The sequence below is a fragment of the Allorhodopirellula heiligendammensis genome, assembly GCF_007860105.1.
In the GTDB taxonomy this organism is placed as follows: domain Bacteria; phylum Planctomycetota; class Planctomycetia; order Pirellulales; family Pirellulaceae; genus Rhodopirellula; species Rhodopirellula heiligendammensis.
In genome coordinates, this window is sequence record NZ_SJPU01000001.1 from 913,618 (window position 1) to 935,828 (window position 22,211).

Annotated in this window: 16 protein-coding genes; 9 read left to right on the plus strand and 7 right to left on the minus strand. The window is 55.2% G+C overall.

What is annotated here, in order from left to right:
- Nucleotides 1-12 precede the first annotated feature (12 nt).
- Together Poly21_RS03500 and Poly21_RS03505 are read left to right on the plus strand one after the other, a co-directional pair.
- Nucleotides 13-5,745: an RHS repeat domain-containing protein gene (locus Poly21_RS03500; protein WP_302117403.1), complete on the plus strand. Its 5,733-nt coding sequence runs from the start codon at nt 13-15 to the stop codon at nt 5,743-5,745.
- A gap of 34 nt (nt 5,746-5,779) precedes the next feature.
- The gene (locus Poly21_RS03505) at nt 5,780-6,163 is read left to right on the plus strand and encodes a hypothetical protein (RefSeq protein WP_146405602.1); all 384 of its coding nucleotides are present in this window, start codon (nt 5,780-5,782) and stop codon (nt 6,161-6,163) included.
- Between the two features lie 629 nt (nt 6,164-6,792).
- Here the strand turns inward: Poly21_RS03505 and Poly21_RS03510 are convergent.
- The 4 genes from Poly21_RS03510 to Poly21_RS03525 all read right to left on the minus strand — a co-directional run bounded on the left by Poly21_RS03510 (nt 6,793) and on the right by Poly21_RS03525 (nt 10,122).
- On the minus strand, nt 6,793-7,134 hold the full coding sequence (locus Poly21_RS03510; protein WP_146405603.1) for a hypothetical protein: 342 nt from the start codon (nt 7,132-7,134) through the stop codon (nt 6,793-6,795).
- 47 nt (nt 7,135-7,181) lie between these two features.
- Nucleotides 7,182-7,985 (minus strand): AAA family ATPase, encoded by an 804-nt coding sequence (locus Poly21_RS03515; protein ID WP_146405604.1) that lies wholly within the window; start codon nt 7,983-7,985, stop codon nt 7,182-7,184.
- 83 nt (nt 7,986-8,068) lie between these two features.
- Nucleotides 8,069-9,268 carry a DDE-type integrase/transposase/recombinase gene (locus Poly21_RS03520; protein WP_146405605.1) on the minus strand — a complete coding sequence of 400 codons (1,200 nt, stop codon included), beginning with the start codon at nt 9,266-9,268 and terminating at the stop codon, nt 8,069-8,071.
- A 284-nt stretch (nt 9,269-9,552) separates the two neighbouring features.
- Nucleotides 9,553-10,122, minus strand: coding sequence for a hypothetical protein (locus Poly21_RS03525; protein WP_146405606.1), 570 nt, complete (start codon nt 10,120-10,122; stop codon nt 9,553-9,555).
- A gap of 499 nt (nt 10,123-10,621) precedes the next feature.
- On the opposite strand from Poly21_RS03525, the gene Poly21_RS03530 reads away from it, so the two are divergent.
- Nucleotides 10,622-10,966 carry a hypothetical protein gene (locus Poly21_RS03530; RefSeq protein WP_146405607.1) on the plus strand — a complete coding sequence of 115 codons (345 nt, stop codon included), beginning with the start codon at nt 10,622-10,624 and terminating at the stop codon, nt 10,964-10,966.
- Nucleotides 10,941-11,705 (plus strand): hypothetical protein, encoded by a 765-nt coding sequence (locus Poly21_RS03535; protein ID WP_146405608.1) that lies wholly within the window; start codon nt 10,941-10,943, stop codon nt 11,703-11,705. The genes Poly21_RS03530 and Poly21_RS03535 overlap by 26 nt, the downstream gene beginning before the upstream one ends.
- Nucleotides 11,706-11,847: 142 nt before the next feature.
- Here Poly21_RS03535 and Poly21_RS03540 read toward each other — a convergent pair whose 3' ends face one another.
- Nucleotides 11,848-12,489 carry a DDE-type integrase/transposase/recombinase gene (locus Poly21_RS03540; protein ID WP_146405609.1) on the minus strand — a complete coding sequence of 214 codons (642 nt, stop codon included), beginning with the start codon at nt 12,487-12,489 and terminating at the stop codon, nt 11,848-11,850.
- A gap of 108 nt (nt 12,490-12,597) precedes the next feature.
- A complete protein-coding gene (locus Poly21_RS03545; protein WP_146405610.1) occupies nt 12,598-12,873 on the minus strand; it encodes a hypothetical protein in 276 nt (91 codons plus the stop codon).
- A gap of 197 nt (nt 12,874-13,070) precedes the next feature.
- Here Poly21_RS03545 and Poly21_RS03550 point away from each other — a divergent pair, with 197 nt between their 5' ends.
- The 4 genes from Poly21_RS03550 (at nt 13,071) to Poly21_RS03565 (ending at nt 17,036) form a co-directional block, all read left to right on the plus strand.
- Complete coding sequence (locus Poly21_RS03550) at nt 13,071-14,453, plus strand: hypothetical protein (RefSeq protein WP_146405611.1); 1,383 nt, start codon at nt 13,071-13,073, stop codon at nt 14,451-14,453.
- Nucleotides 14,454-15,179: 726 nt separating this feature from the next.
- A complete protein-coding gene (locus tag Poly21_RS03555; RefSeq protein ID WP_146405612.1) occupies nt 15,180-15,368 on the plus strand; it encodes a hypothetical protein in 189 nt (62 codons plus the stop codon).
- Nucleotides 15,369-15,407: 39 nt separating this feature from the next.
- Nucleotides 15,408-16,193, plus strand: coding sequence for a class I SAM-dependent methyltransferase (locus tag Poly21_RS03560; RefSeq protein ID WP_146405613.1), 786 nt, complete (start codon nt 15,408-15,410; stop codon nt 16,191-16,193).
- Nucleotides 16,194-16,688: 495 nt separating this feature from the next.
- Entirely contained in the window at nt 16,689-17,036 is a 348-nt protein-coding gene (locus Poly21_RS03565) for an HU family DNA-binding protein (protein WP_146405614.1), read from the plus strand.
- Between the two features lie 145 nt (nt 17,037-17,181).
- Here the strand turns inward: Poly21_RS03565 and Poly21_RS03570 are convergent, their stop codons facing one another.
- Entirely contained in the window at nt 17,182-17,709 is a 528-nt protein-coding gene (locus Poly21_RS03570) for a protein kinase domain-containing protein (RefSeq protein ID WP_146405615.1), read from the minus strand.
- Here Poly21_RS03570 and Poly21_RS03575 point away from each other — a divergent pair.
- Nucleotides 17,671-22,050 (plus strand): PDDEXK-like endonuclease domain-containing protein, encoded by a 4,380-nt coding sequence (locus Poly21_RS03575; protein WP_302117408.1) that lies wholly within the window; start codon nt 17,671-17,673, stop codon nt 22,048-22,050. The genes Poly21_RS03570 and Poly21_RS03575 overlap by 39 nt on opposite strands.
- The last annotated feature ends 161 nt before the right edge of the window (nt 22,051-22,211 follow it).

A 22,211-nucleotide genomic window follows, 5' to 3' on the forward strand; every position in this document is an offset into this window, starting at 1 on the left:
GACGTTGATGGCGTGCCGAACCAGAGTGGTGCCCCTGTCCGCTACTTCAACGGCGAGTTGCAGCTGGCTGTCACGGACCTGCAGGCGTTTGGAGCCGGTGGCCCCTGGGCGCAGCGACGCCAGTACAGCAATCAACTCCAAGGTCAGAACGAAGTGGGTCTGGGCTATAACTGGCTCGTTGAAGCCTGGCCTTACTTGCTCAAAGGGCCGGACGGGACGATCGCGTTTGTTCGCAGTACCCGCAATGCGATGTGGTTCGACCGCGTCGAATCCGGTGGTGACGTCTCGTTCGTAGCACGCTACGGCGGTAAATCCACACTGACGCACGACTGCGATTCGCGTCGATACGTCCTCACGCAGCCCTCCGGTGAGATTTGGTTCTTCAAAGACTTTGGTGACGAACCCTGCGGCTCAACATCATCCTCGAGCGCTTCGGGTGCCCAGCCGCTGCCAGGTCAGTTGACCAGCATGATCGACGTATCAGGACAGCAGACCGATGTGGTTGCCTACTCTGCCTCGGGGCGGATCCAGACCATTCAGCGTGAAACGGTTGTGGGCAGCGACACTACCACGACTCAATTTGAATATGAATTCAACGGCATGGGACTCACCACCTCGGTGACCTACCGCCGCCAGGTCAACACGGACGGCTGGGTCAACATCCGCCGCGTGACGTACGAATACTACGATGGCTCGAACAGCTTCGGCTCTTCGGGTGACCTGATGCGTGTGCGTATTCAGGTGCCTTCGGGGGCCACCTGGGTCAATGTCAAGCAGAGCTACTATCGCTACTACAAAACGGGTGACGCCAAAGGCTTTCAGCATGGTTTGCGATATGTCGTCGAGCCAGATGGTTACGAAGACCTGCTGGCTGATTCGCTCGATCCAACCACGGTCAGCAACGGAGTGCTCCTGCAATACGCCAAGTACTGCTTTGAGTATGACGCTCAGCACCGAGTGACGAAAGAGATTGTTGATCGGGGATCACTCACATACACCTTTGCTTATGAGCAGAGCCTGAATGCCGATGGCTACAACAACTGGAGCCGCAAGACCACCGAGACGCGTCCGGGAGGTTCCGTCAATACGGTTTACACCAACTTCATCGGACAGGGCCTGCTCAGTGAGCTCACCTCTGGGGCCGATCAGTGGCTACGTGCTAACGCGTACGATGACGCGGGGCGACTTCTGCAAGTGGCATTGCCCTCGGCCGTGATCAGTTTTGATGAGGGTGAGGCAGACCTCGGGATCACGCTGCGATCCACAGAGGGTCTGATCAAGCTGCGTAGTTACTACTCGACCACGGGAAGCGGTGCAGTTGAAGGTTACCTGGAGTCGACATCACTGAAGCAGGGCAGCGGCGGCACCCCAGTACTCCAAAGCGAATTGGAATACACCCAACGAACCGGTGGCGGGGCGACGATCTATCCGGTCGCCAAGCAGACTCGGTACCGTGACGATGCCGGGGCCGAACCACTTGAAACGACCTACGCCTACCAGTGGTACACCGACACGGTCCAAGTCAAGCAGCGAACGGTCACGCTGCCAGTAGTGACAACAGCCCAGAACGGTCCCAATACCGCGACCACTCAAAAGCAGTTTTATGATGAACGGGGTAACCTGACGTGGTCGATGGACGCCCGCGGGTTCATCACGCGAATGTTCTACGACCAAGTTCTCGGAGCGATGCTGCAGCAAATTGACGATGCCGACACCTCGTTGCTCTCCGGCGTGCCAGCGGGCTGGAGCACACCGAGCGGCGGTGGAAAACACTTGATTTCTGATTACGAGATCGATTCACGGGGGCGCACCACCCAGCAACTGGGTCCTGTCCACACGGTCGACATCGGCGGTACAGCCACTGCGGTGCGACGTGCCCACTGGACAGTTTACAAAGATGCCGAGCACGCGACTTGGACCGCCAGTGGCTACGCCACCGGAACGGCACCTGCTTACACTTACACGCTGATCAACCCGGTCAACATCCAGCAACGGGATGCACGCGGGAATATTCTGGATCAGATCCAAGTGCCGCGTGGATCGACCTCGGGCCGTCTGCAGCCCACCGATACGTTCTCGCAAGCGTCGTTCACGAGCTGGACGACTTGGCAGTACACCGATTGCTGCTTGGTTTCGTCGACACGCGTCTACCACACCATCCCGGCCTCTGGCGAAGGAACCAGTGGGACCAACTACGACCAGACAACCTACGGCTACGACAGCCAGAAGCGGCAGAACCTGCAGATTTCGCCCGGCGGCACCATTAGCCAACGCGTTCATGACGTTCGCGACAACGTCATCGCGATCTTTGTGGGCACCAATGACACTGGGTCTACCGAGTCCGACCCAACCGGCGGCGGTGCCTCGGGCAACAACATGGTGCAGGTCAGTGGCTATGTCTTCGACAACGGCAATGACGGGGGCGATAACAACCTCACCAGCCAGATCGCTTACGTCGATGGCGTCAACACCCGCACCACCGCGTTCACCTATGACTGGCGCAATCGCCGCGTGGACACCAACGGGGAGCTCGATCTCTTCCTGCGAGTTACCTATGACAACCTGAACCGGGTGATCCAGTCCGACCGCTATGATACTTCAGCAAGTGGTAATCTGGTCTCCCGAAATTTGACCAAGTACGACAACCTGGGACGGGTTTACCAGTCCATCGGCTATGCAGTCGATCCCAACACGGGCACGGTCGGCAACCCGATCACCGGCAATACCTGGTTCGATGCGGTCGGCAACCCGGTCAAATCGATGCCGGGAGGTTCGAGCCGCTTTACCAAACAGGTCTTCGACAGCACGGGCTGGATGATTCATTCGTACGTCGGCTATGGCAACGACACGACCTATGCCGACGCCTTGAACGTCACCGGCGACGTGATTCTCTCGCAATCGGACATGGCTTACGATGATGCGGGAAACTCGATCCAATCCACCACACGGCAGCGATACCACAATGCCCCGGCCGCCCAGACCGGTGAGTTGGGCTCGCCCTCGGCGACGCCCAATGCACGCGTTCAGTACTCAGCGAGCTACCCGGACGCCGTGGGCCGCATGATCGCCTCGGCCGAGTATGGAACGAACGGTGGCACCGCCCTGACCCGTTCGGCCACGATTCCCGCCAGCAGCGATACGATCCTGGTCTCCCGGCAAGTCTACGATAACGCGGGTCGACTGCGCGACAATATCGACCCTGCCGGCAAGATTTCGCGGACAATTTACGATGCGGCCAGTCGTCAAATCGAGACGATCGATAACGTGGTCGATCCTCCGGCCAGTTCGAGCACCGGCACTGCTTGCACTGCATCAGACGATCAGAACCAAACCGTGCAGTTCACCTACACACCCGATGGTGATCTCAAAACACTCACCGCCGTAAACGCCTCCACCGGCAATCAGGTGACGCAGTACATCTACGGCACCACGCTTTCAGACAGCGCGATCGCCTCGAGCAGCCTGCTGCGTCGAGAGATCTATCCGGATTCAACCGGCACGTCCGATAGCGTCAGCTACACGTATAACCGCCAGTCCCAGCGGACCAGCCTCACGGATCAAAACGGTTCGACCCGCCAGTACGACTTCGACGCCCTCGGTCGTCAGACGCAAGACCGGGTGACGACCTTGGGTGCAGGCGTCGACGGAACCATTCGCCGCGTAGAGCAAACCTACGATGTTCGCGGGAATGTCTCGGCGGTGACTTGCTATAATAACCCGTCGGTCGGCAGCGGCTCGATCGTAAATCAAATCACCCGACAGTTCGATGGGTTCGGACAAGTGACCAACACGTTCCAATCGCACAGCGGCGCGGTCAACCCCGCCTCGACACCCAGCGTGGGACGGTCGTATACCGACGGCAGCGGCAACGTGCTGCGTCCCACCGCCACGCTCTATCCCAACGGGCGAGAAGTCACGCTCGACTACGGCAGCAGTGGATCGATCACCGATAAAATGAACCAGGTGTCCAGCCTGATCGATGATGATGCGACCGTCTTGGCCGCCTACGAATACCTGGGTTTAGGCACCTTCGTCCAACAGGACAGCACACAGGCCGATCTCCGTTACACGCTGATCTCGCCAACCCTGTCGACCGACCCCGACACTGGCGACATCTACAGCGGTCTAGATCGCTTCGGTCGGGTAAAAGACGTTCGCTGGCGAGATGTCTCGGCAGGCACCGATCTATCCCGGATCGAGTACGGCTACGATCGGGCCAGCAACCGCACTTGGCGAGAGAACCCGTCGGATCCCAACCGGGAACACGACTGGCTGTATCAGTATGACGGGCTCAATCGCCTGCAGTCTGCCCAACGTGGCCAGCTCAGTGGCACGCACACCGCGATCACTTCGCTCGACGCCGCCCAGTGCTGGACACTCGATCCGACGGGTAACTGGAAAGAATTCCGGCAGGACAAGAACGGCGACGGTACCTGGGATTTCAATCAAACTCGTACTGCGAACGAAGTCAACGAGATCACCGACATCAGCAACACGCCGAGCGACATCTGGGCGACACCCGTTTACGACAGGAACGGGAACACGACAACGAACCCGCGTCCGGACCTGGGCACCGATGCGACAATGACGGCGACGTTTGACGCCTGGAACCGAATGACGAAGCTGGTTGATGACGCGACTTCGAACGTGCTCCTAGAAAACCAGTTCGACGGCCGCAACTTCCGCGTCGCTGCCAAGGAATGCACCTCGGGAACACTCGCGAGGACGCGTGAGTACTACTTCACCGACGACTGGCAGTGTGTCGAAGAACACGTCGACACGTCGAACACGCCTCGCCGACAGTATGTGTGGGGCATGCGTTACATCGACGATCTCGTACTCCGCGACCGTGACATCTCGCCGTCGGGTGGACTCTTGACTGAGCGACTGTATTACCTGGCCGACGCGAACTGGAATACGACGGCGGTGGTGAGTGATTCGGGGAGCGTTCAAGAACGCTATGAGTACGACCCCTACGGCAACCTAAGTATCTTCGCGGCCAACTTCACACCGCGAGCGGTCAGTAATTACGCCGTCCACTACACGTATACCAGTCGCGAGTGGACACCGAATGCCGGACTGTATTACTTCCGTAACCGCTGGTACGATGCTCAACTGGGCAGGTTTAGCTCCAGAGATCCTATCGGGTATGAGGGAAGTCCTTGGAACTTATCTGAATTCCTGGATTCATCACCGTTGTTATACATAGACCCTTTAGGTGCCAAAGTTCATTTTGCTGCGGGCGAAGCGTGCAATAAATCAAAAGATCAATGCGCAATTGTCTGGAGCGACCAATTTGGCTTTAGGATCCTTGGCCCGGAAAAGTGTATAACTCGTGGCAATACTGGCCCCGATCCGGTCGACTGGATTTACGTTGATGGAGAATGGTATAAGATTCCGGCACTTCTTTTCGACACGCGGGTCTATTTGGATGACCAGCTAGTGTGCACCAAATGGAAGTCGACCCCTTATAAAACAAGCCGAGGTACCCGCTACAAAAAGACTTGCGTTTCTTGGGGAATTCGACCTTACTACGATGGAAGGAAAGCACGAATAAGCTTGCCCCCTGGCCCCTACAAGAGATTCCCTTGGTCAGATCCCTGGAAACCGGGTGGCCCAAATAACGAAACTCCGACACTTGAATTGTGCGAGGAATACTGTCAGTGCTCGTTCGCAAGTTCAGTTGTGGAGCAACGTCGAGACTGCACAAGCATGTCGGACTGTCTTCTGCGATGTCAGCAGTAGAATCACTCCTGCTTAATACTGATAAGATTGATATATGAAATCAAAAATCGCGAAACAATTCTGGTTTGCAAACGCTCTCCTGTTCGTGCTTTCTGGCATGATATGGTACACACATGTAGCCGCCGAGCCCATTTTTGGTTTCTTTGATATCGTCGACTGTGTGATCTTTGTCGGTGGAACATCGATCTTGATAATGTGGTGGGCGATCCTGGATTGTTGCATTGCTGTCAACATTTGCAGCCGGCGAGTGAGCTTTGTTCACAGCGTGGTTCTTTTGTTTTCGTTTCTGGGTATCGCTATGAATATCTATACGATTCAGGAATATGCTGATGATCGAACGAATTTTGAGCGCTCGCTCGATCCCGAAACCGCTAAGGCTAGGAACTCAGAATGGGGGCGCACTTCAGGTAATCTTTAAAGCGGCCCAAATGGGTCAGGGCTCTTTGTTGAGTGAACAGCCCTCTGCACCGGAGTGAACGACGCTTGACGAGGCCACCTCAGGGTGGCCTTTCTTGTTGACGGACAGGAAGTCTGCCACACTTGCGGCACGAAGCCGCCCAGGCGTCGGTTCTTCCGGCAACCGCCCCGGCAGACTATGGCATCGACTTAGCCGTGATCCTCGACGAAGTTCGTCTGTTACCGGCCTTTTTGATGTCGCATTTTTGGCCGAATTGAGACTGTAGGGATTTGGCGGTGATTTTGGCGTGTTGGCCGAATTGTTGCGAATTTTGGAGAAGGATTTCGCCTCTCTCCTCTTGGCCGATTTGGCGTCAGGGAATTGGATAATCCGGAACGTCCCGACGGGCTGCGCGAAGGATGGTGCCCCCCCGTGAATCTGCTCGGCGATTCGGACTCTTGATCGAAATCCGATTGCGATCGCTAGGGAACGATCAATGCCAACTGCGCAGCAAAAAGCTAACTGCGCAGCAAAAATGCGATCGTTCTGAGCGAACGATCGCATGGACGTGGGTTCCAATTCGATGATGCTGAACCGATGCTCGGACTCAACTCACGATGTCAGCATTCGCGCACAGTGACTGCCATCACTCACGATGTCTGCAAGGAATCGGAGTTGGCCGGTGGCGTCGGATCGCCGAGGTCATCTCGGTAGTCTTCCAACCAACGACGCAGAATCGTGACCGCTGGGACGAAGTCGTGACCCTGCAGTAGCATCAGGTCGATGTTGTTGGTGTTCTTCTGACAACAGAAGCAATGGGCCAAGTTGTTCTTCGGATTCACGGTCGCTCGCAACTCTTTGCAATGGGGACACTGAAAACGAAAGTAGCCATCGCTCTGCTTTGAAATCGGACCGTGCTGACCAAGTCGAGTGACCGTCAATTTCATCGGTAAGTCATTGCGAATCGCTCGCAGCAGTTCCTGCGTTATCATAGTATTTCCTGGGTGTGTGTAAAGGTGTTTGAGTTGATTTTCAATCGTTAGAAGTCCGTTAGGTCGACTTCTTTTTGCCAGTGCGGTTGAAGTAACACTCGGTTGACCACGTCGATGTCGATCGTGGTTCCAGAGGCGCTACGGACCGCTTCGAGCATCGAAGCCAAACACAGATTGCGGCAACGGCGCAGCACGCCATCTGCGGTGCGGACAATCAGTTCGGTCGCTCCGGTGGTGAACGTGTTGTGGGCTAAGCCGATCCGATCCAACTGGCCTTCGATGAACTCTCGCATCGCATCGTCGTTCAGACGCTTGGTGATGACGGAGTACGTCACGCGGCTTTTGATGTCTTGATTGACCGCCAGATCCAAGCTGGCCATCAGTTCGACTTGACCGACCAGAATCAAGTTGTGGTTCTTCGGAAAATCCTCCAACAACAGTCGCAATCGACGAAGATTTTCCATTTCCATAAGATGGGCGTCGTCGATCACTGTGACCAACATCTTGCCGCTGCGATTCAGAGCGAAGGCTTGCTGGATCAGTTTGCGTTCGCACTTGAACGCTGAACTTTCGAACTCGATTTTGAATGCTTCGCAGAGGATTTTTACCGTGTTGGTGTAGGTATGCAGGGTGCGGGCGACGGTGGCGACCAAGTAATCTTTGTCGGGCAGAACCCGCAGAGATTCTTTGATAACACTCTTGCCGGTGCCGGGGCGTCCGACGACCAAACACAAGCCGCCTTGTTGGCTGTGAACGCGAAGCGTGTCATGGATCTCTTGTTGATGGCTCAGAAGCCGGATGTCACGCAGAGTGAATGGGTCTTCGCTGAGACCGAAGTAGGAACGAATCATGCTTGGAAGTTTGAAGGGTGAAGGGTGAAGGGTGAAGTTTGAAAAGATGAGGCGTGAGGTTTGGTTGGCTAACAGCTAACCAACTACGATTCCGTTCGCCTCAACAGGCCGTTGGCGACGGCATCCAATGGGCGCGCTTTGCCGATCCGGCGACCGCCTTGGTAGACGATCACGGCACCGTCGCGATGACGTTCGTAACGCAAGTCAATCTTGCGACCGCGGAGGTCGATGGGCGTTTCGTAGCGTTGGCCTCGGAAGCTGAACGTGTTGTCTTTTTTGACCTGACGTTCCGCTTCGGCATAGAACAACTCGTCAGTGTCTTCACTGGGTGTGAGAAAACGAATTCGTGAAAGATCGACGCCGAAGCGGTCGATCGGTTTCATGCCCAGGGTTGAGTGAACGGTCGAGTTGTAGTCGCCTTCGACCCAGGCACTGAACTGTTTGTTAAGGCTTTCGATCGAAGAGAGATCCAGGTTGCGGATCAAGAACTGGTCACGGACTCGGCGGAAGAAGCGTTCAATTTTCCCTTTCGCCGCCGCGTCTCGCACCGCCGTGTGACGCAGGATGCAGCCTACACGCGCCGCTATCAGCGTGATTTCCTGGCAACAGTAGATCGAGCCGTTATCAACGTAGAGCTGTTCGGGAAGACCGCGTTTGTAAAACGCACAGCGGATTGCCTTGACCATCGAGTCGACGTTCTCTTCAAAGAAGAACTCGCCGTGGCACAGCACACGGCTGGCGTCATCAATGAACGCAATCAGCTTGGCTTGTCGGCCGACGATGTGCGGCCCGAACATCGTGTCGGCCTGCCAAAGCTGGTTAGCGTACTGCATGCTGAAGGCCCGACGCTGACGGCTCTCGCCGGAGTCCTCTTTGAGGAACTCGTACTTGCCCACCATCCGGCTGAACGTGTTTCGTGCGATTTGGTTTGCGTTGAGCAAGCCTTTCTCGATACAGAAACGATAGATAGCGGTTTTGCCCGGTGTTTTCCCATGAAAATGAGGCAGCGCCGCATTGATCGCTTCGAGAACTTCTTCGGGGGTGACTTTCCGCGTGCGTCCCTTGTCGGACCGTGATTGGTTTTGCATCGCGGTGATACCGTGATTCTTGTAGCGGTAGTGCCACGTTTGGATGGTTCGCCAGGTGAACTGGTATGGCTTTCCTTCTTCGTCGGTGAATGTCATTTCGGCGACATTCTTGATGCGTGCGTCACTCGTTTTCCCTTCGGCGATGTCGATCGCTCCGAGGACTTTCATTTTGAGATAGATCGATGGACGTTTCATGCAGACGCTCCGGTGATGAGGGTGAGGACTTCGGTGCCAATGGCAGCGGTCGGAAGTTCGACCGGCATCGAATTTAGAAGGGTCTGGCGGTGACTCAATCGTCGGGTTGTGTTGCTGGGTGGAAATCGAGTTTTCGTCGCGATCCGGTGCGACATCAAATCGGCCCAGTCGGCGTCGGCGGCGCGCCGACCGTGCCGACTTTGCCGGTGGTGGGGGCACCGCGTCAAATCATGGCGCGAGATTTCCGTTGTCTCAGCGGGATGTCCGTCAGAGCAGAACTGCCATCAGATGAAGAAACGCTGTGTCGCGTTCTGGAAGGCGGCGATCGGGTTGATGGAAGAATCCTGGAAGGCTGCTTTGAGGTGGGCGATGGTCCCTTGGGCAGCGGACTGGGCAGGCGACGGCACTCCGTCTTGATGGACATGCTTAGGCGGCGGCCCGATCGCCGTCAGAGCGGTTCGTATCGCCGCCTGGGCTTGCAGAAATCGTTTCCAGATCCGGTAGGGTGCCGAGTCGCTCAGTGAGCTTTGCAGGTCTCTGAAAGCCTGGGACTTACTTCCCGTCGTAGCGGCTTGTTCAAGAAATTGCCACAGGCTGTCGGCATCGAGGAAGAGCCTTTTGACTTTGTCGGCGATCCAGACACTGAAGGTTCTGCCGCAGCCGCCAGCGTTTGCACGATCGGAGCAGAAGACGCGAATCGCCCGGATGGCTTTTTGCTTGAAGTTCAGCTCGTCGTAACCTTTGAGGAATCCATGTCGCTTCAGTGCCCCAGTGTGTTTGCAGTGAGGACAGGGCAGGCACTTTAGCAGGGCGAGTCGCCGGTCACGCTGCTCCTTGGAGGCGAAAATCCACACGATACTGCTGAAGTTCCCGAGGCTCTGGATCGAAATGGCAGGGCATCAGCGCCAGCCTACCGGGTTTCAGTTTGGAGCACTGCGCGCATCCAAAGGGGCGGGGTCGAGGCGAGGTACGATTGATTTTTGAGAACGGCGGGTTGCGAGTTGCGGGTTACGAGGGCGGGCGAGACTGTACCGAATTAGCGGTGTAACCATCACTGCCACTTGCGACAACAATTCGGCCCAAAACCGGCGGAAAGTGCGACCAAAGCGAGGCCGGTAACAGTTCGTCCACACCTGGCAGGCAAAACCAACGCCGAAGTCGGTGAACTCGCTGGAATGAATCCCGTGGTAGTCAGCCAGATGTTCACACGAACGAAACCGGCATCCCTGGGAGCCGTCGCCGCGAATACCGGAGCCTGGGGACATAGCTCCTTTTCAGGTGTTGACTTGCCGCTCTTCAGGGTAATGATGATTTGGTTGAGTTTTCCGAGTTCGAAGCCGATCGAGGTGAGTGATGGCCCGGATGTGTCGAGCGGAAGTTTTTGATCCCGCCGAAGTTGCTGTCGCTCATGTCTTCAGCCGGACCGTCAGACGCTGTTTTCTGATGGGAGATGACCTGATCTCTGGCAAGAAGTTCGACCATCGCAAACGCTGGATTGAAGAGTATTTGCAACAATTCGCAGCCTATTTCGGGATCGACCTGCTGTGCTTCAGTTTACTCTCAAATCATTTTCACTTGATCCTCCGATCACGCCCCGACGTGGGACGACGCGGAAGTCGCTCGCCGGTGGTTGAGGCTGTGCCCGCATCGCCGCAAGCCGGATGGTACGGCCATGGAACCAACCCAGCCGGAGATTAACTCGATCGCGGGTTGCCCGATCAAACGGGAGGAAATTCGTAGCAGGCTGAGTGATATCAGCTGGTGGATGCGGTTGCTGTGCCAGCGTGTGGCCATGCGGGCGAATCGTGAAGACGACGAACACGGCCGATTTTTCCAAGATCGTTACAAAGCCACCCGGTTGACCGATGAAGCCTCGTTGCTGGCATGTGCGGCGTACGTGGATTTGAACCCCATTCGAGCCGCGATCTGCGAGCGACTCGAAGAGAGCGACTTCACTTCAGTGCAGTGCCGAATCGAGGCAGCGCAAGAGCGAGCCCAAGACGAATCATTTGCTAACATTCAGTCGCAGCGAACGCCTGCGGCGAAATTGCGTCATCGGCGTGATTCGTTCCTGTCTCCGGTTTCGATCGACGAGCTACTCGATCCGGTAGGCCCCTGTGCGAGTGAGTCGGAAGAACGCTGCAGTGAGAAAGGTTTTCTGGCCATGTCGCTGGCGAGCTACTTGGAATTGCTGGACTGGACCGCCCGCCAGACGGCCTCAGGCAAACGAGGCAAAACGCCTGCGAGTGTCCCACCCATACTGCAGCGTCTGGGCTTGGACCGGGCTTCGTGGTGTGAACTGGTTAGCGATTTTGGCAAGCTGTTTTGTACGGTAGCGGGCCGCCCCGGTTGTGTTGACGCGATGCGTAGTCACCGCACGCATCGCCGCTACCACATGCGTCGGCGGGCAAGAGAGCTATTCGCGGACGCTGGTTAAACGGGACGATCGCATCTTCTTCGCTCCAGCGGATCACCTTCCCGGGTCGATAACGCTTGAGGTGCACACTTTCGGGCTGCCAAGACGGCAAAGTAGCTCGTTTCGGTACCTGAGCGGCTGGAGAGATCTCAGGGATTGCCGTCTACTCCCCAACGGGCCGCTTGCCAGGGGTCAACAAAGTGTCGTGTCCCCAGGTTTTCCCGCTGGGTGTGAGAAAACGAATTCGTGAAAGATCGACGCCGAAGCGGTCGATCGGTTTCATGCCCAGGGTTGAGTGAACGGTCGAGTTGTAGTCGCCTTCGACCCATGCACTGAACTGTTTGTTAAGGCTTTCGATCGAAGAGAGATCCAGGTTGCGGATCAAGAACTGGTCACGGACTCGGCGGAAGAAGCGTTCAATTTTCCCTTTCGCTGCCGCGTCGCGCACCGCCGTGTGACGCAGGATGCAGCCTACACGCGCCGCTATCAGCGTGATTTCCTGGCAACAGTAGATCGAGCCGTTATCAACGTAGAGCTGTTCGGGAAGACCGCGTTTGTAAAACGCACAGCGGATTGCCTTGACCATCGAGTCGACGTTCTCTTCAAAGAAGAACTCGCCGTGGCACAGCACACGGCTGGCGTCATCAATGAACGCAATCAGCTTGGCTTGTCGGCCGACGATGTGCGGCCCGAACATCGTGTCGGCCTGCCAAAGCTGGTTAGCGTACTGCATGCTGAAGGCCCGACGCTGATCCACACGATACTGCTGGAGTTCCCGAGGCTCTAGATCGATATGGCAGGGCATCAGCGCCAGCCTACCGGGTTTCAGTTTGGAGCACTGCGCGCATCCAAAGGGGCGGGGTCGAGGCGAGGTACGATTGATTTTTGAGAAAGGCGGGTTGCGAGTTGCGGGTTACGAGGGCGGGCGAGACTGTACCGAATTAGCGGTGTAACAATCGCTGCCACTTGCGACAACAATTCGGCCCAAAACCGGCGGGAAGTGCGACCAAAGCGAGGCCGGTAACAGATAATGCATGCTAGCAATGCGATCGTCGACAGGCGGGCAAATGGGACACTCGTCGTAACGTGAGTGAGGTTCGCAAACGCCAAACCGCATATGACGCCCGCGGCAACCTTCGCGAGCGCCGTCACCCGCAGCGGCAACATCGGCCTCCGTCACGGTCTCCATATGCCCTCTTCGTAGCCCTCCCGGCATCGAAATCTTCGCTTTACACGGCGTTTTCTAGCTTTCAGGAATTAATTTCGCATTCCGTGTTGCGCCCTCGCGATAGGTATGAGTGTCAACGGCAGGAGCGGTTTGAAACGACTGGTCCGTACGCTACTGAAGCGACGCCGTACCCCAAAACCCTGTAGAAGAGATACGTGATGACGAAAAAGAAACGTCAAAATCCAAGTTCAACGCCATCAGAAGGTGAAGAACAATCGGCGCGGGCAGCACTCAGCAAAGACGAAATCGTTCGCCGTTGGCGAAAAATCAAATCCAGTTTCCCCGATATGAGTGAAGCTGAACGAGTCGACGAATTTCGGAGGTTCTGGGAGTTTGAACTCGAAGCCACGGAGCTGGACCCAGCGGCAGACTGCCTTTACAGCAGTACTCCCATCATGCGGGTGTTCACAATCTGCCACGATGAACTGGCAAAAGGCTATCTCAGCTTTAAAGGAGAGAAGCTCTCGACGCATGAAGAAACCATGGTTGCCGTGCAGGACGTGAAAGACTCCATCGCGGCGACGATTTGTCGTCTTGGCGGAGTCGTCAAAGAGGGCGACGGACCTGACTTTGGATACCTGCCATTAGACAAGCCATCCAGTCGCTTCCACGGATTCCAGGAAGGATTCGGGAGCGACGATCATCTGGTCGGCATGTTCTTCTCAGAAGTAAGTCGCACCGCAGCGATCCAGAAGGTGACAGCTGAATGGGGCCAATATGGAGTCAGGTCCGAACCCTATCGCGAAGGAGGTGACGTGCACTACGCGAAAAAAGAAATTCGGAATTTCAATTTCGACAAGAAAGAATTTCGAAAACAGTTTGCCAAACTCTCCCATGAAGATCGATTGACCGCAATCGATGACCTGTCGGCGAATGGCATCCAGTTTAAGAGCAAAGATCGAAAGACTCATTTTGACTACAAGACTCGCTCGATCCCTTTTGGCGAGGGAAAGAATTCACGCTGCTTCTCCTATGAATTCCAACTCGGACACTCGAAAGGAAGTCTTCCGCCCGCACATGAAAAACGTGACGGAGTCGATCGAATCGAACGCACCTTGCTAGGCATTATCGCCAAACACGATGGATTTGTAACACGAATCCAACGCGATATCTTGGGCCTACCAAAACCGTGCATGAAACTTCAAGACTCCGAAAACTCATATGGCTACGGGAATATTCAAGTCCAGTTTCCCAACGAAACTGCGAGAAGGCGCGCCTCAGAGGAAGTGTTTGAAACCTTGGCCAGCGACGGGGTTCGTTTTGAATCGGAAGCAGGAGAAACGCTCTCCGTTGATGAGCAGATTGCCAAAGCACACCAAGAGCTTGCCTCCAAACGCAAGGAGCTCGATTCATCTTGGAGTTCCCTGAGATCGATGCAAGAATTCCATCGGGACGGAGTAGCCGAATGCTTAGATGACGAAGCCAGGCTGAATCAACGAGAAATCGAATTCAAGGATTTTGAAAGTGAGGTAGCCGAACGCTTGGAAGAGCTAAGTCGTGAGCAGACGGATTCCAGCGACGGTGAATCGATGTGCACGTAATCGAGCACGCGTCGCAATAGGATTGGTGAAGCGATCGATGGTAACGGCAAGAGTTCCACGAGCACCCCGCCTTCAAACGCGATGCTCGAGGGGCTATGCCGTACTTTCGAAGCGCGTGCTGCCAGCACACCTGGAACCGGGAAGATGCTTGCAGTCGAACGGTCTGAGCGGAAGTCTCTAATAGCCAATGAAAGTCTGCGATCCCCATCGGGGTCGCAGGCTTTTGCTGTTGCCCCATCCCGGCCATGCAGCGCATTGACTCCGGCGACCAGCGGCGATTCAACAGCCGAAGGCGTGCCCAGTAACGCATGACGGGATCCAGGACTTGATTAGTCTCGCGTACGCTGTCTGAGTCACGTAGGTCTCGGCATACGTAACCTGCAATTGGCTTTATAAAATCCGGCTTTTAAACCGCTCTTCGATACGCCTGGCAGCGAAGAGGGGAGCATCCCCAAGGGGCGTTGTTCACCAGTTCCCAGAAACAGCACAGCGGAACTCGGAGCAACACCGACAGATTGGGTGTACCTTGAGGCAGGCGACAGCGACGAATCGTGAGCAAGTGCGGCACGGCCGCCACCGGTTCGCATGACTCGCTACACTGAGTGTGAAGTTCACCATTGCGAGGTTGCCCATGGGTTGGCGGCAGCAGTTCGTTTGGCAATAACTTCGATATTCTCACGCCAGTTCGACTGGCAAACTTCTCCAAGATTTGATTGGATTGATTCGATGAAACTGACTGATTTTTACAACGAAGTGTCACGCCGAGTGGACACTGACAAGACCGCTATCTCGGTTGCGGAAACAAAACGAGTGCTCAGCGAAGCATTCATGGTGCTAGCTGGCATGGACGCAACGGAGTCAGCGGACACAATCTCCAAAGGGTTAACCACGGCCAAGAAGAAGCTTTCGAAGTAGTCGGATGTTTCGACAACGGATCTCGCAGCGAGATGACCCATGAACGAAACAGATGTTTGCAAGCACAATCAAGGTGCGTGGGATCAGCTAGTCAATCAAGCGGATCGTTGGACCAAGCCGGTGGATCGAGAGACTGTCGAAAGAGCGAGAACTGGCGATTTCACCATCGTGCTGACTCCCACCAAACCGGTCCCTGCCGATTGGTTCCCACCGCTCAATGGATCGGACACTCTTTGTCTCGCTTCAGCCGGTGGTCAGCAGGCTCCGATCCTTGCCGCAGCTGGTGCGAAAGTGACCGTGTTCGACAACTCCCCGAAGCAGTTGGACCAAGACAGATTCGTAGCAGACCGAGACGGACTCGAAATGAAGTTTGTCGAAGGCGATATGGCCGACTTGTCAATGTTTTCTGACGAGTCGTTCGACTTCATCTTTCATCCCTGCTCTAACACGTTTGTGCCGAAGGTGATTCCAGTCTGGCAAGAATGCCATCGTGTACTCCGCAGTGGTGGCGTTCTGATGGCTGGCTTCACCAACGCAATGCGATTCATATTTGATGATGAACGCAAAGAGAACGGCAATCTGGAAGTCAGATACGCTCTTCCGTATTCAGATTTGGACCACGTCGATGAAGAACACATACGGGCGACGATACGTGCCGGAAAACCGCTTGAGTTCGGTCACACTCTGGAAGATCAGATCGGAGGGCAGTTGCGAGCAGGTCTGCTGCTGACGGGACTATATGAAGATCGGTTTGGTAAACCCGACAACGACCCTCTGTCCGCATTTCTCGACACGTTCATTGCCACTCGTGCAGTCAAGCCATGAGCAGTGGATTGGGGTGTTCACTGGCTCAGTGGTCATACTCGTGATTTCCCGCCTAGCGATTTGATGGATCGGGGCGCAACGACCAAATGAACTGCCGCTCGTCGGCTTGATCTGGCTCCTGGTTCCTGTTGAAGGCTTTGTCGCAGGGCTGTCTTGGGAACGGATTTCTTCCGGTTACAAAATCGCCCATGGTGGGTTGACGCCGTTGGGAATGCTTCTCGCTCTTCAACCATATGATTGCGGGGAATATGCATGGGAAAAGGTAGCGAAATCTTGGCTACCTGAAGTCAGGCAATTCAGTAAGCCATAGCCCATCTCCTGTTCGCCGATTCTCCGCCGTGGCTCGTAGACAATGACCGAAGTTTTCGACACTGGGTGCATGACCCGGAGAATTGAAACCTGCGGCAAGCTTTGCAGGCGGTGTCACTTGACATTCATCAGGCCGAGACATAGTTTTCTGCGATTATCTTAAATATTACCTCGAAAGAAATGAACATGGCAAAGAAAAAGACAGCGACGAAGAAGACGACTGCGGCGCCAGCGAAGGCGATGACCAAGGCTGAGATCGTCACGGCTTTGGCGGAGGGCACGGGGCTGACCAAGAAAGAGATCGTGAGTGTGTTCGATGAGCTTTCGACGTTAATGGGGAAGAACCTTGGAAAACGAGGCCCAGGTGTTTTCAATCTCCCTAGCCTGTTGAAAGTGAAAGTGATCCGCAAACCAGCGACAAAAGCCCGCAAGGGAATTAACCCGTTCACCAAAGAGGAAACGGTTTTCCAGGCCAAGCCTGCTCGAAATGTGGTCAAAGTGCTGCCCCTCAAGGCTCTGAAAGACATGGTTTGATCCGACCAATTATCAATGCAGAATGGGCTCAGTCTGAGGGACGCAGTAGACTTGCAAAGTGCTGACGCTCGTAGGCGGCCATCCGGTCGGCGAGTTCGCTTCGTCGTTTTCGATCCATTACCAGGGCAGGATCCTGGTCCCGAGTTCATCTTGATGGACCAAGCATCGTCAGGATGTCTGCGACGGTAGCGGTTCGGTCTGCTGGCGATTTGCGGAGCGTGGCAGCGAGAATGTTGCGAAGTGCGTCGGAAATTGCTTCACTTGGCAGGACTTCCGAATCGTAGCTCGAGAGCGTTGACGCTAGCGATTCTTCGAGACTTGTGCCGTGATTTGGTGGCCTTCGGAAGATGAGCCAGTGAAGGAGACCGCCGATCGCATAGATGTCGGTCTTAGGGCCGATTGAACCGAACGCTGGGTCGATTTGCTCTGGAGCCGCGAAGCCCGGTGTTCCACCCAGTAGTCGAGGCTTGTCGATTGCGGACGCTGTTGTTTCGATGGTTGCTTGTGAAAAACCAAAGTCGGTGATCGTGATTCGATTGTCCGCATCGACAAGGACGTTGCCCGGTGTAAGGTCGCCGTGGACCAGGCCGGCGCGATGCACGGCTTGGACAGCATCGCAGATCTGTCGGAACCAATGGATGATCTGCTTCGGCGTGACGTCGGTATCTATCATCCGCTTTTGATCCAACGAGTCCAGTTGCTATTCGATCCCAAGATTCCCGAATTCACGATCCTCGACGCAGATCATGAATTGGAACTGTACTCATCTCTCTTTCAAACGATCTCGGAAGTTGATCCTCGCAAGCTTGGGAAGTGTCGTGAGGAATTGGCCGATTCCGTGCTCCACCCGCTTGATGAAGAGGCTTCGGCATATCTGAAGCGGCTCGCGATGACATTGTCGTCGAAGGGCGAACTAGTCGAGAAACGTCGGCCCGCGGTGATACACGAGCAACCTGTGATCGGAAGGTCACCTGTCTTGTTTCTGCGATCGCGTAGCATAGGACTGACCAGTGCGATCGAACAGACCATCACCCGCCTTTCGCAAAGAGATCACTTTTGCGAAGCACTCAACCGGATTGTCGGCGACAAGTCTATGGCGAGGATCGATGAGGATCTCAGCGAAGCAGAACACGAAGATAGATCGGCACGAGTCCGCAGCGAGCAGACAGTACTTTTTGGAAAAAAATCAAACGCCGAGCAGCTGAAGATCGCGCAAAGGTTAAATCAACATGGTGCGGTGCTAGTTCAAGGTCCACCGGGCACCGGCAAGAGTCACACGATCGCGAACTTGATCGGGCATTTGCTCGCTCATGGGAAAAGCGTTCTCGTGACCAGTCACACAACGAAGGCGTTGCGAGTTCTCCGGGACCATGTGGTGCCCGACCTGCAACCATTATGCGTCAGCGTACTGGACAACGACAACACCAGCCGGCGACAACTGGAGGAGTCCGTCGCTGTGATTAGCTCACGTCTGTCCGAATCTGACGTGCGCACGCTACAGCGGGAATCAGAAGAGTTTGCGCAGCAACGAGAGCGATTTCTTGCGGCTCGACAACGATTAGTCGACACTCTCTTCCTCGCCAGAACAAACGAGTATCGAGAAATTGTGTTCGCTGGAGATTCGATTTCACCATCAAACGCCGCCCGTGAAGTTCATTGGGGCGTTGGTGAGCATGACTGGATACCGGGACCCGTTGCAGCGGGGGTGCCAATGCCGTTGTCAGTTCAAGAAGTCAGCGAACTGTACGCGACGAACTCCACGACGGCGATTCACGACGAACAGTTTGTCGAAGAGCCGTTCCCCGAACTAGCGAGTATTCTGACGCCGCAAGCGTTTTCAACGTGCGTCGTTTCAATGAGAAACGCGGAGCAACAACAATTGCATCTCGCTGGTCGTCGGTATTGGGGATCAACCCGTTTCACAACCAATCACATTCAGCAGTCAGCTCAGCTTGCTGACCAGTTTGAAACGTGTGTTGCGGATTTCATGGCTTTGGAGCTTTGGCAAATCGCTGCTTTGGAAGCGGGGCGTGAAGGTGGCTCCGAACGACAAGCTTGGCGATTGCTGCAGTCAAAGATCGCCGAGACCGTGCAGTTTGCCGCCGAATCCAAGCTCGACATGCTTCAGCACGATCCTACGATCGACGACGAGACTCCGGTCGGTACTCAGTTGGCGATCGCTCAGCAGCTTGTGCAGCACACGAGCGTGAGCGGCAAGATTGGGTTTTGGGCTGGTTTGACTAACAGAAGTTGGAACGACATGATCGCGAAGTGGAAAGTGAGATCGGGCCAACCGACCGAATCCATCCACTTTCTTGCGATCAGCAAACGATTGCGATTGCAGGACTCTCGCGAGTCGCTGGCAGTATTGTGGGACGGTTTGATGCACCGGAATGGCTCGCTCGCGTTTGCCGAACTCGGCGACCGTCCCGAAGAGTATTGTGAGCAGTTCGAGACAGGAATCGAAACGGCTCTTGCTCGCTGGCAGTCTTCATGGGGAGTAAGTCTGGAGGGACTCTCGGGATTAGGCTTCGACTGGGACGCATTCCTGGCGAATGCTCCCCCCACTGCCGGATCGTTCGGAACGCTCAAACGAATTGTCGGCACCGTCCAGGGTCAACTCGTTCCCTTTCTACGATCGACCAACGCGGCGCTGACGTCGACATATCAACACAATCGCCTAAAAACGCTCTCGTCTGAACTGCAAAAGTTTGGTCGACCGGAGATTGGCACGCTCCGAGCAGCGATCGCGAGTAAAGACATCGCTGCCTACGAGATAGCTTATCAAGCTATCCAGGTTGCCAGAACACGCCAACACAATGCGATCGTAAGGCGTCGACTGCTCGGGAAGCTCGATCAAGTTTCCGGTGATGGGGTTTCCGTTGCGGGTGCATGGGCCGCGGCCATTTGCGATCGCGATGGGGTTCATGGAAAGTCAACTCCACCTGGCGATCCAGGCAAAGCGTGGCGTTGGCGTCAACTCGATGACGAAATCCAGCGTCGCAACGACACAGACATCGAACAGTTACAACAGCAGATCGAGACCACCTCGGCGCAAATTGATCGCGCCACCGTCGAACTCATCGAACGCCGAGCTTGGGCGACCCAGGTCAAACAGGCGGGCGCCTATCAACAAGATCTTGTCGGTTGGCTGGATATCGTTCGCAGAATCGGAAAAGGGTACGGAAAACGAGTCGCACGATTGCAAACCGAGGCCAGGCTAAAGATGCGCAATTGTCGGGCCGCAGTTCCTGTTTGGATCATGCCCATCTCGCGACTAGTCGACAACTTTGACTTCGCCAAAACGAAGTTCGATGTCGTCATTATCGACGAGGCGAGCCAATGTGATGTGATGGGCTTGCTCGCCATTGCCCTTGCGAAACAAGTTGTCGTCGTTGGTGACCACGAACAGGTGAGTCCATCGGATGTCGGGCAAAACGCAGGCCAAGTCGACAACCTCATTAAATTGCACCTCGACGGCATTCCCAACAGTGTGCTGTATGATGGGAAGATGTCGATCTACGATCTTGCCCGGCAATCGTTTGGCGGCTTGATCTGCTTGTTGGAACACTTTCGCTGCACAACCGACATTATCCAGTTCAGCAATTACCTGTCCTACAACGGTGAAATCAAACCTCTTCGTGACGACGCGAAGTTTCAACAGCAGGTCGTCGAATACCGTGTGGAGTCGGTATCGCTTCGCAAGCATGTCAACTCAGCGGAGGCGGACGCAATTGTGTCGCTGATCGTCGCGGCGACCGAGTTTGCTGAATATGACGGAATGACGTTTGGTGTGATCGAGCTTGTTGGCAAACAACAAGCATTGGAAATTGAACAGCAACTTCGCCGGAGACTCAGTCCGGAGGTTTACGAGGCCCGCCGCGTCATCTGCGGAAACTCGGCTCAGTTTCAAGGTGATGAGCGAGATGTCATGTTCCTCTCAATGATCGACGTACCCAATGGTGGACCACTCACCATGAAAGCTGCCGCTACCTTCCAACAACGCTACAACGTGGCAGCCAGCCGTGCCAAGAATCAGATGTGGGTGGTGCATTCGCTCAACCCGCAAACCGATTTGAAAGCGGGCGATCTGCGAAAGCGACTGATTGACCATGCTCGAGACCCAAAGGCCGTCACGCGAGAACTGGAAAAAGCCGAAGCGAGATCAGAGTCACCTTTTGAAGAAGCCGTCATCAAGCGGTTGGTCGCCGCTCGATTCAAGGTCACGCCACAATGGAAAGTAGGACGCTACCGCATCGACATGGTTGTACAAGATGGGAGTCGCAAGCTGGCCGTCGAGTGTGACGGTGATCGCTATCACGGTCCCGAAAAGATGGCGGATGACATGAATCGCCAAGCCATTTTAGAACGGCTCGGCTGGAAGTTTCATCGTATTCGTGGCACCGAGTTTTTTCGTGATCCCGACTCCGCCATGCAGCGTTTGTTCGCAAGATTTCTCGAGTTAGATATCCATCCCGTTGCTGATGACCAAGCCGACACTGCGGAGACGTACGACGAAGAATTGACGCAAAGGCTCATTCGCCGTGCTGCTGAAATCCGCCGATCGTGGGATGACCCTGGTGCTGACGAATCACCTGCATTGTTAGCGTTTGATACCACGCAAGAACAAGCTGTTTTGACCGAAGACTCGGACGCGGATGACGAATTCCTCGTTGTGACTGAGCCCGTGGAGGTCGCCCCGCCAACAATATCCCCACCCAATTCGGTAACCCAAAGTAGACAGACTGTATTGACGTTCACTGATCTCGATGATGATGAATCGCTCGAAACTACAAGCGAGAATTCGGATGTCGGTTTAGTCTCGCTTGATCAATTTGACGGAACAGAGGCTGAGATTATCGCCCTTTTGTCCGCTCAACCAGGACTTGGTGCCAAGCAACTCGCCACAAAGCTGAACCTGACCAAGACGGAAGTCAATCGCGTCCTCTATGGACCGCTCAGCGACCACGTTGCCTGCGATGAACAATACCGTTGGAGTCTCTCGGTGGGCTAGTTCCGCATTTTAGCGGACCACATCACCATACGTAAACAACCTGTGACGTCGATGGTATTATTGAAGCACTCCCAATTCGGAGGAACGACGAGCCCCCTGACAAATTCGCTCAGCTTTCCAAGCTGACAGCGATTTCGCGTTGGTTTTCGGAACGGGAAAGT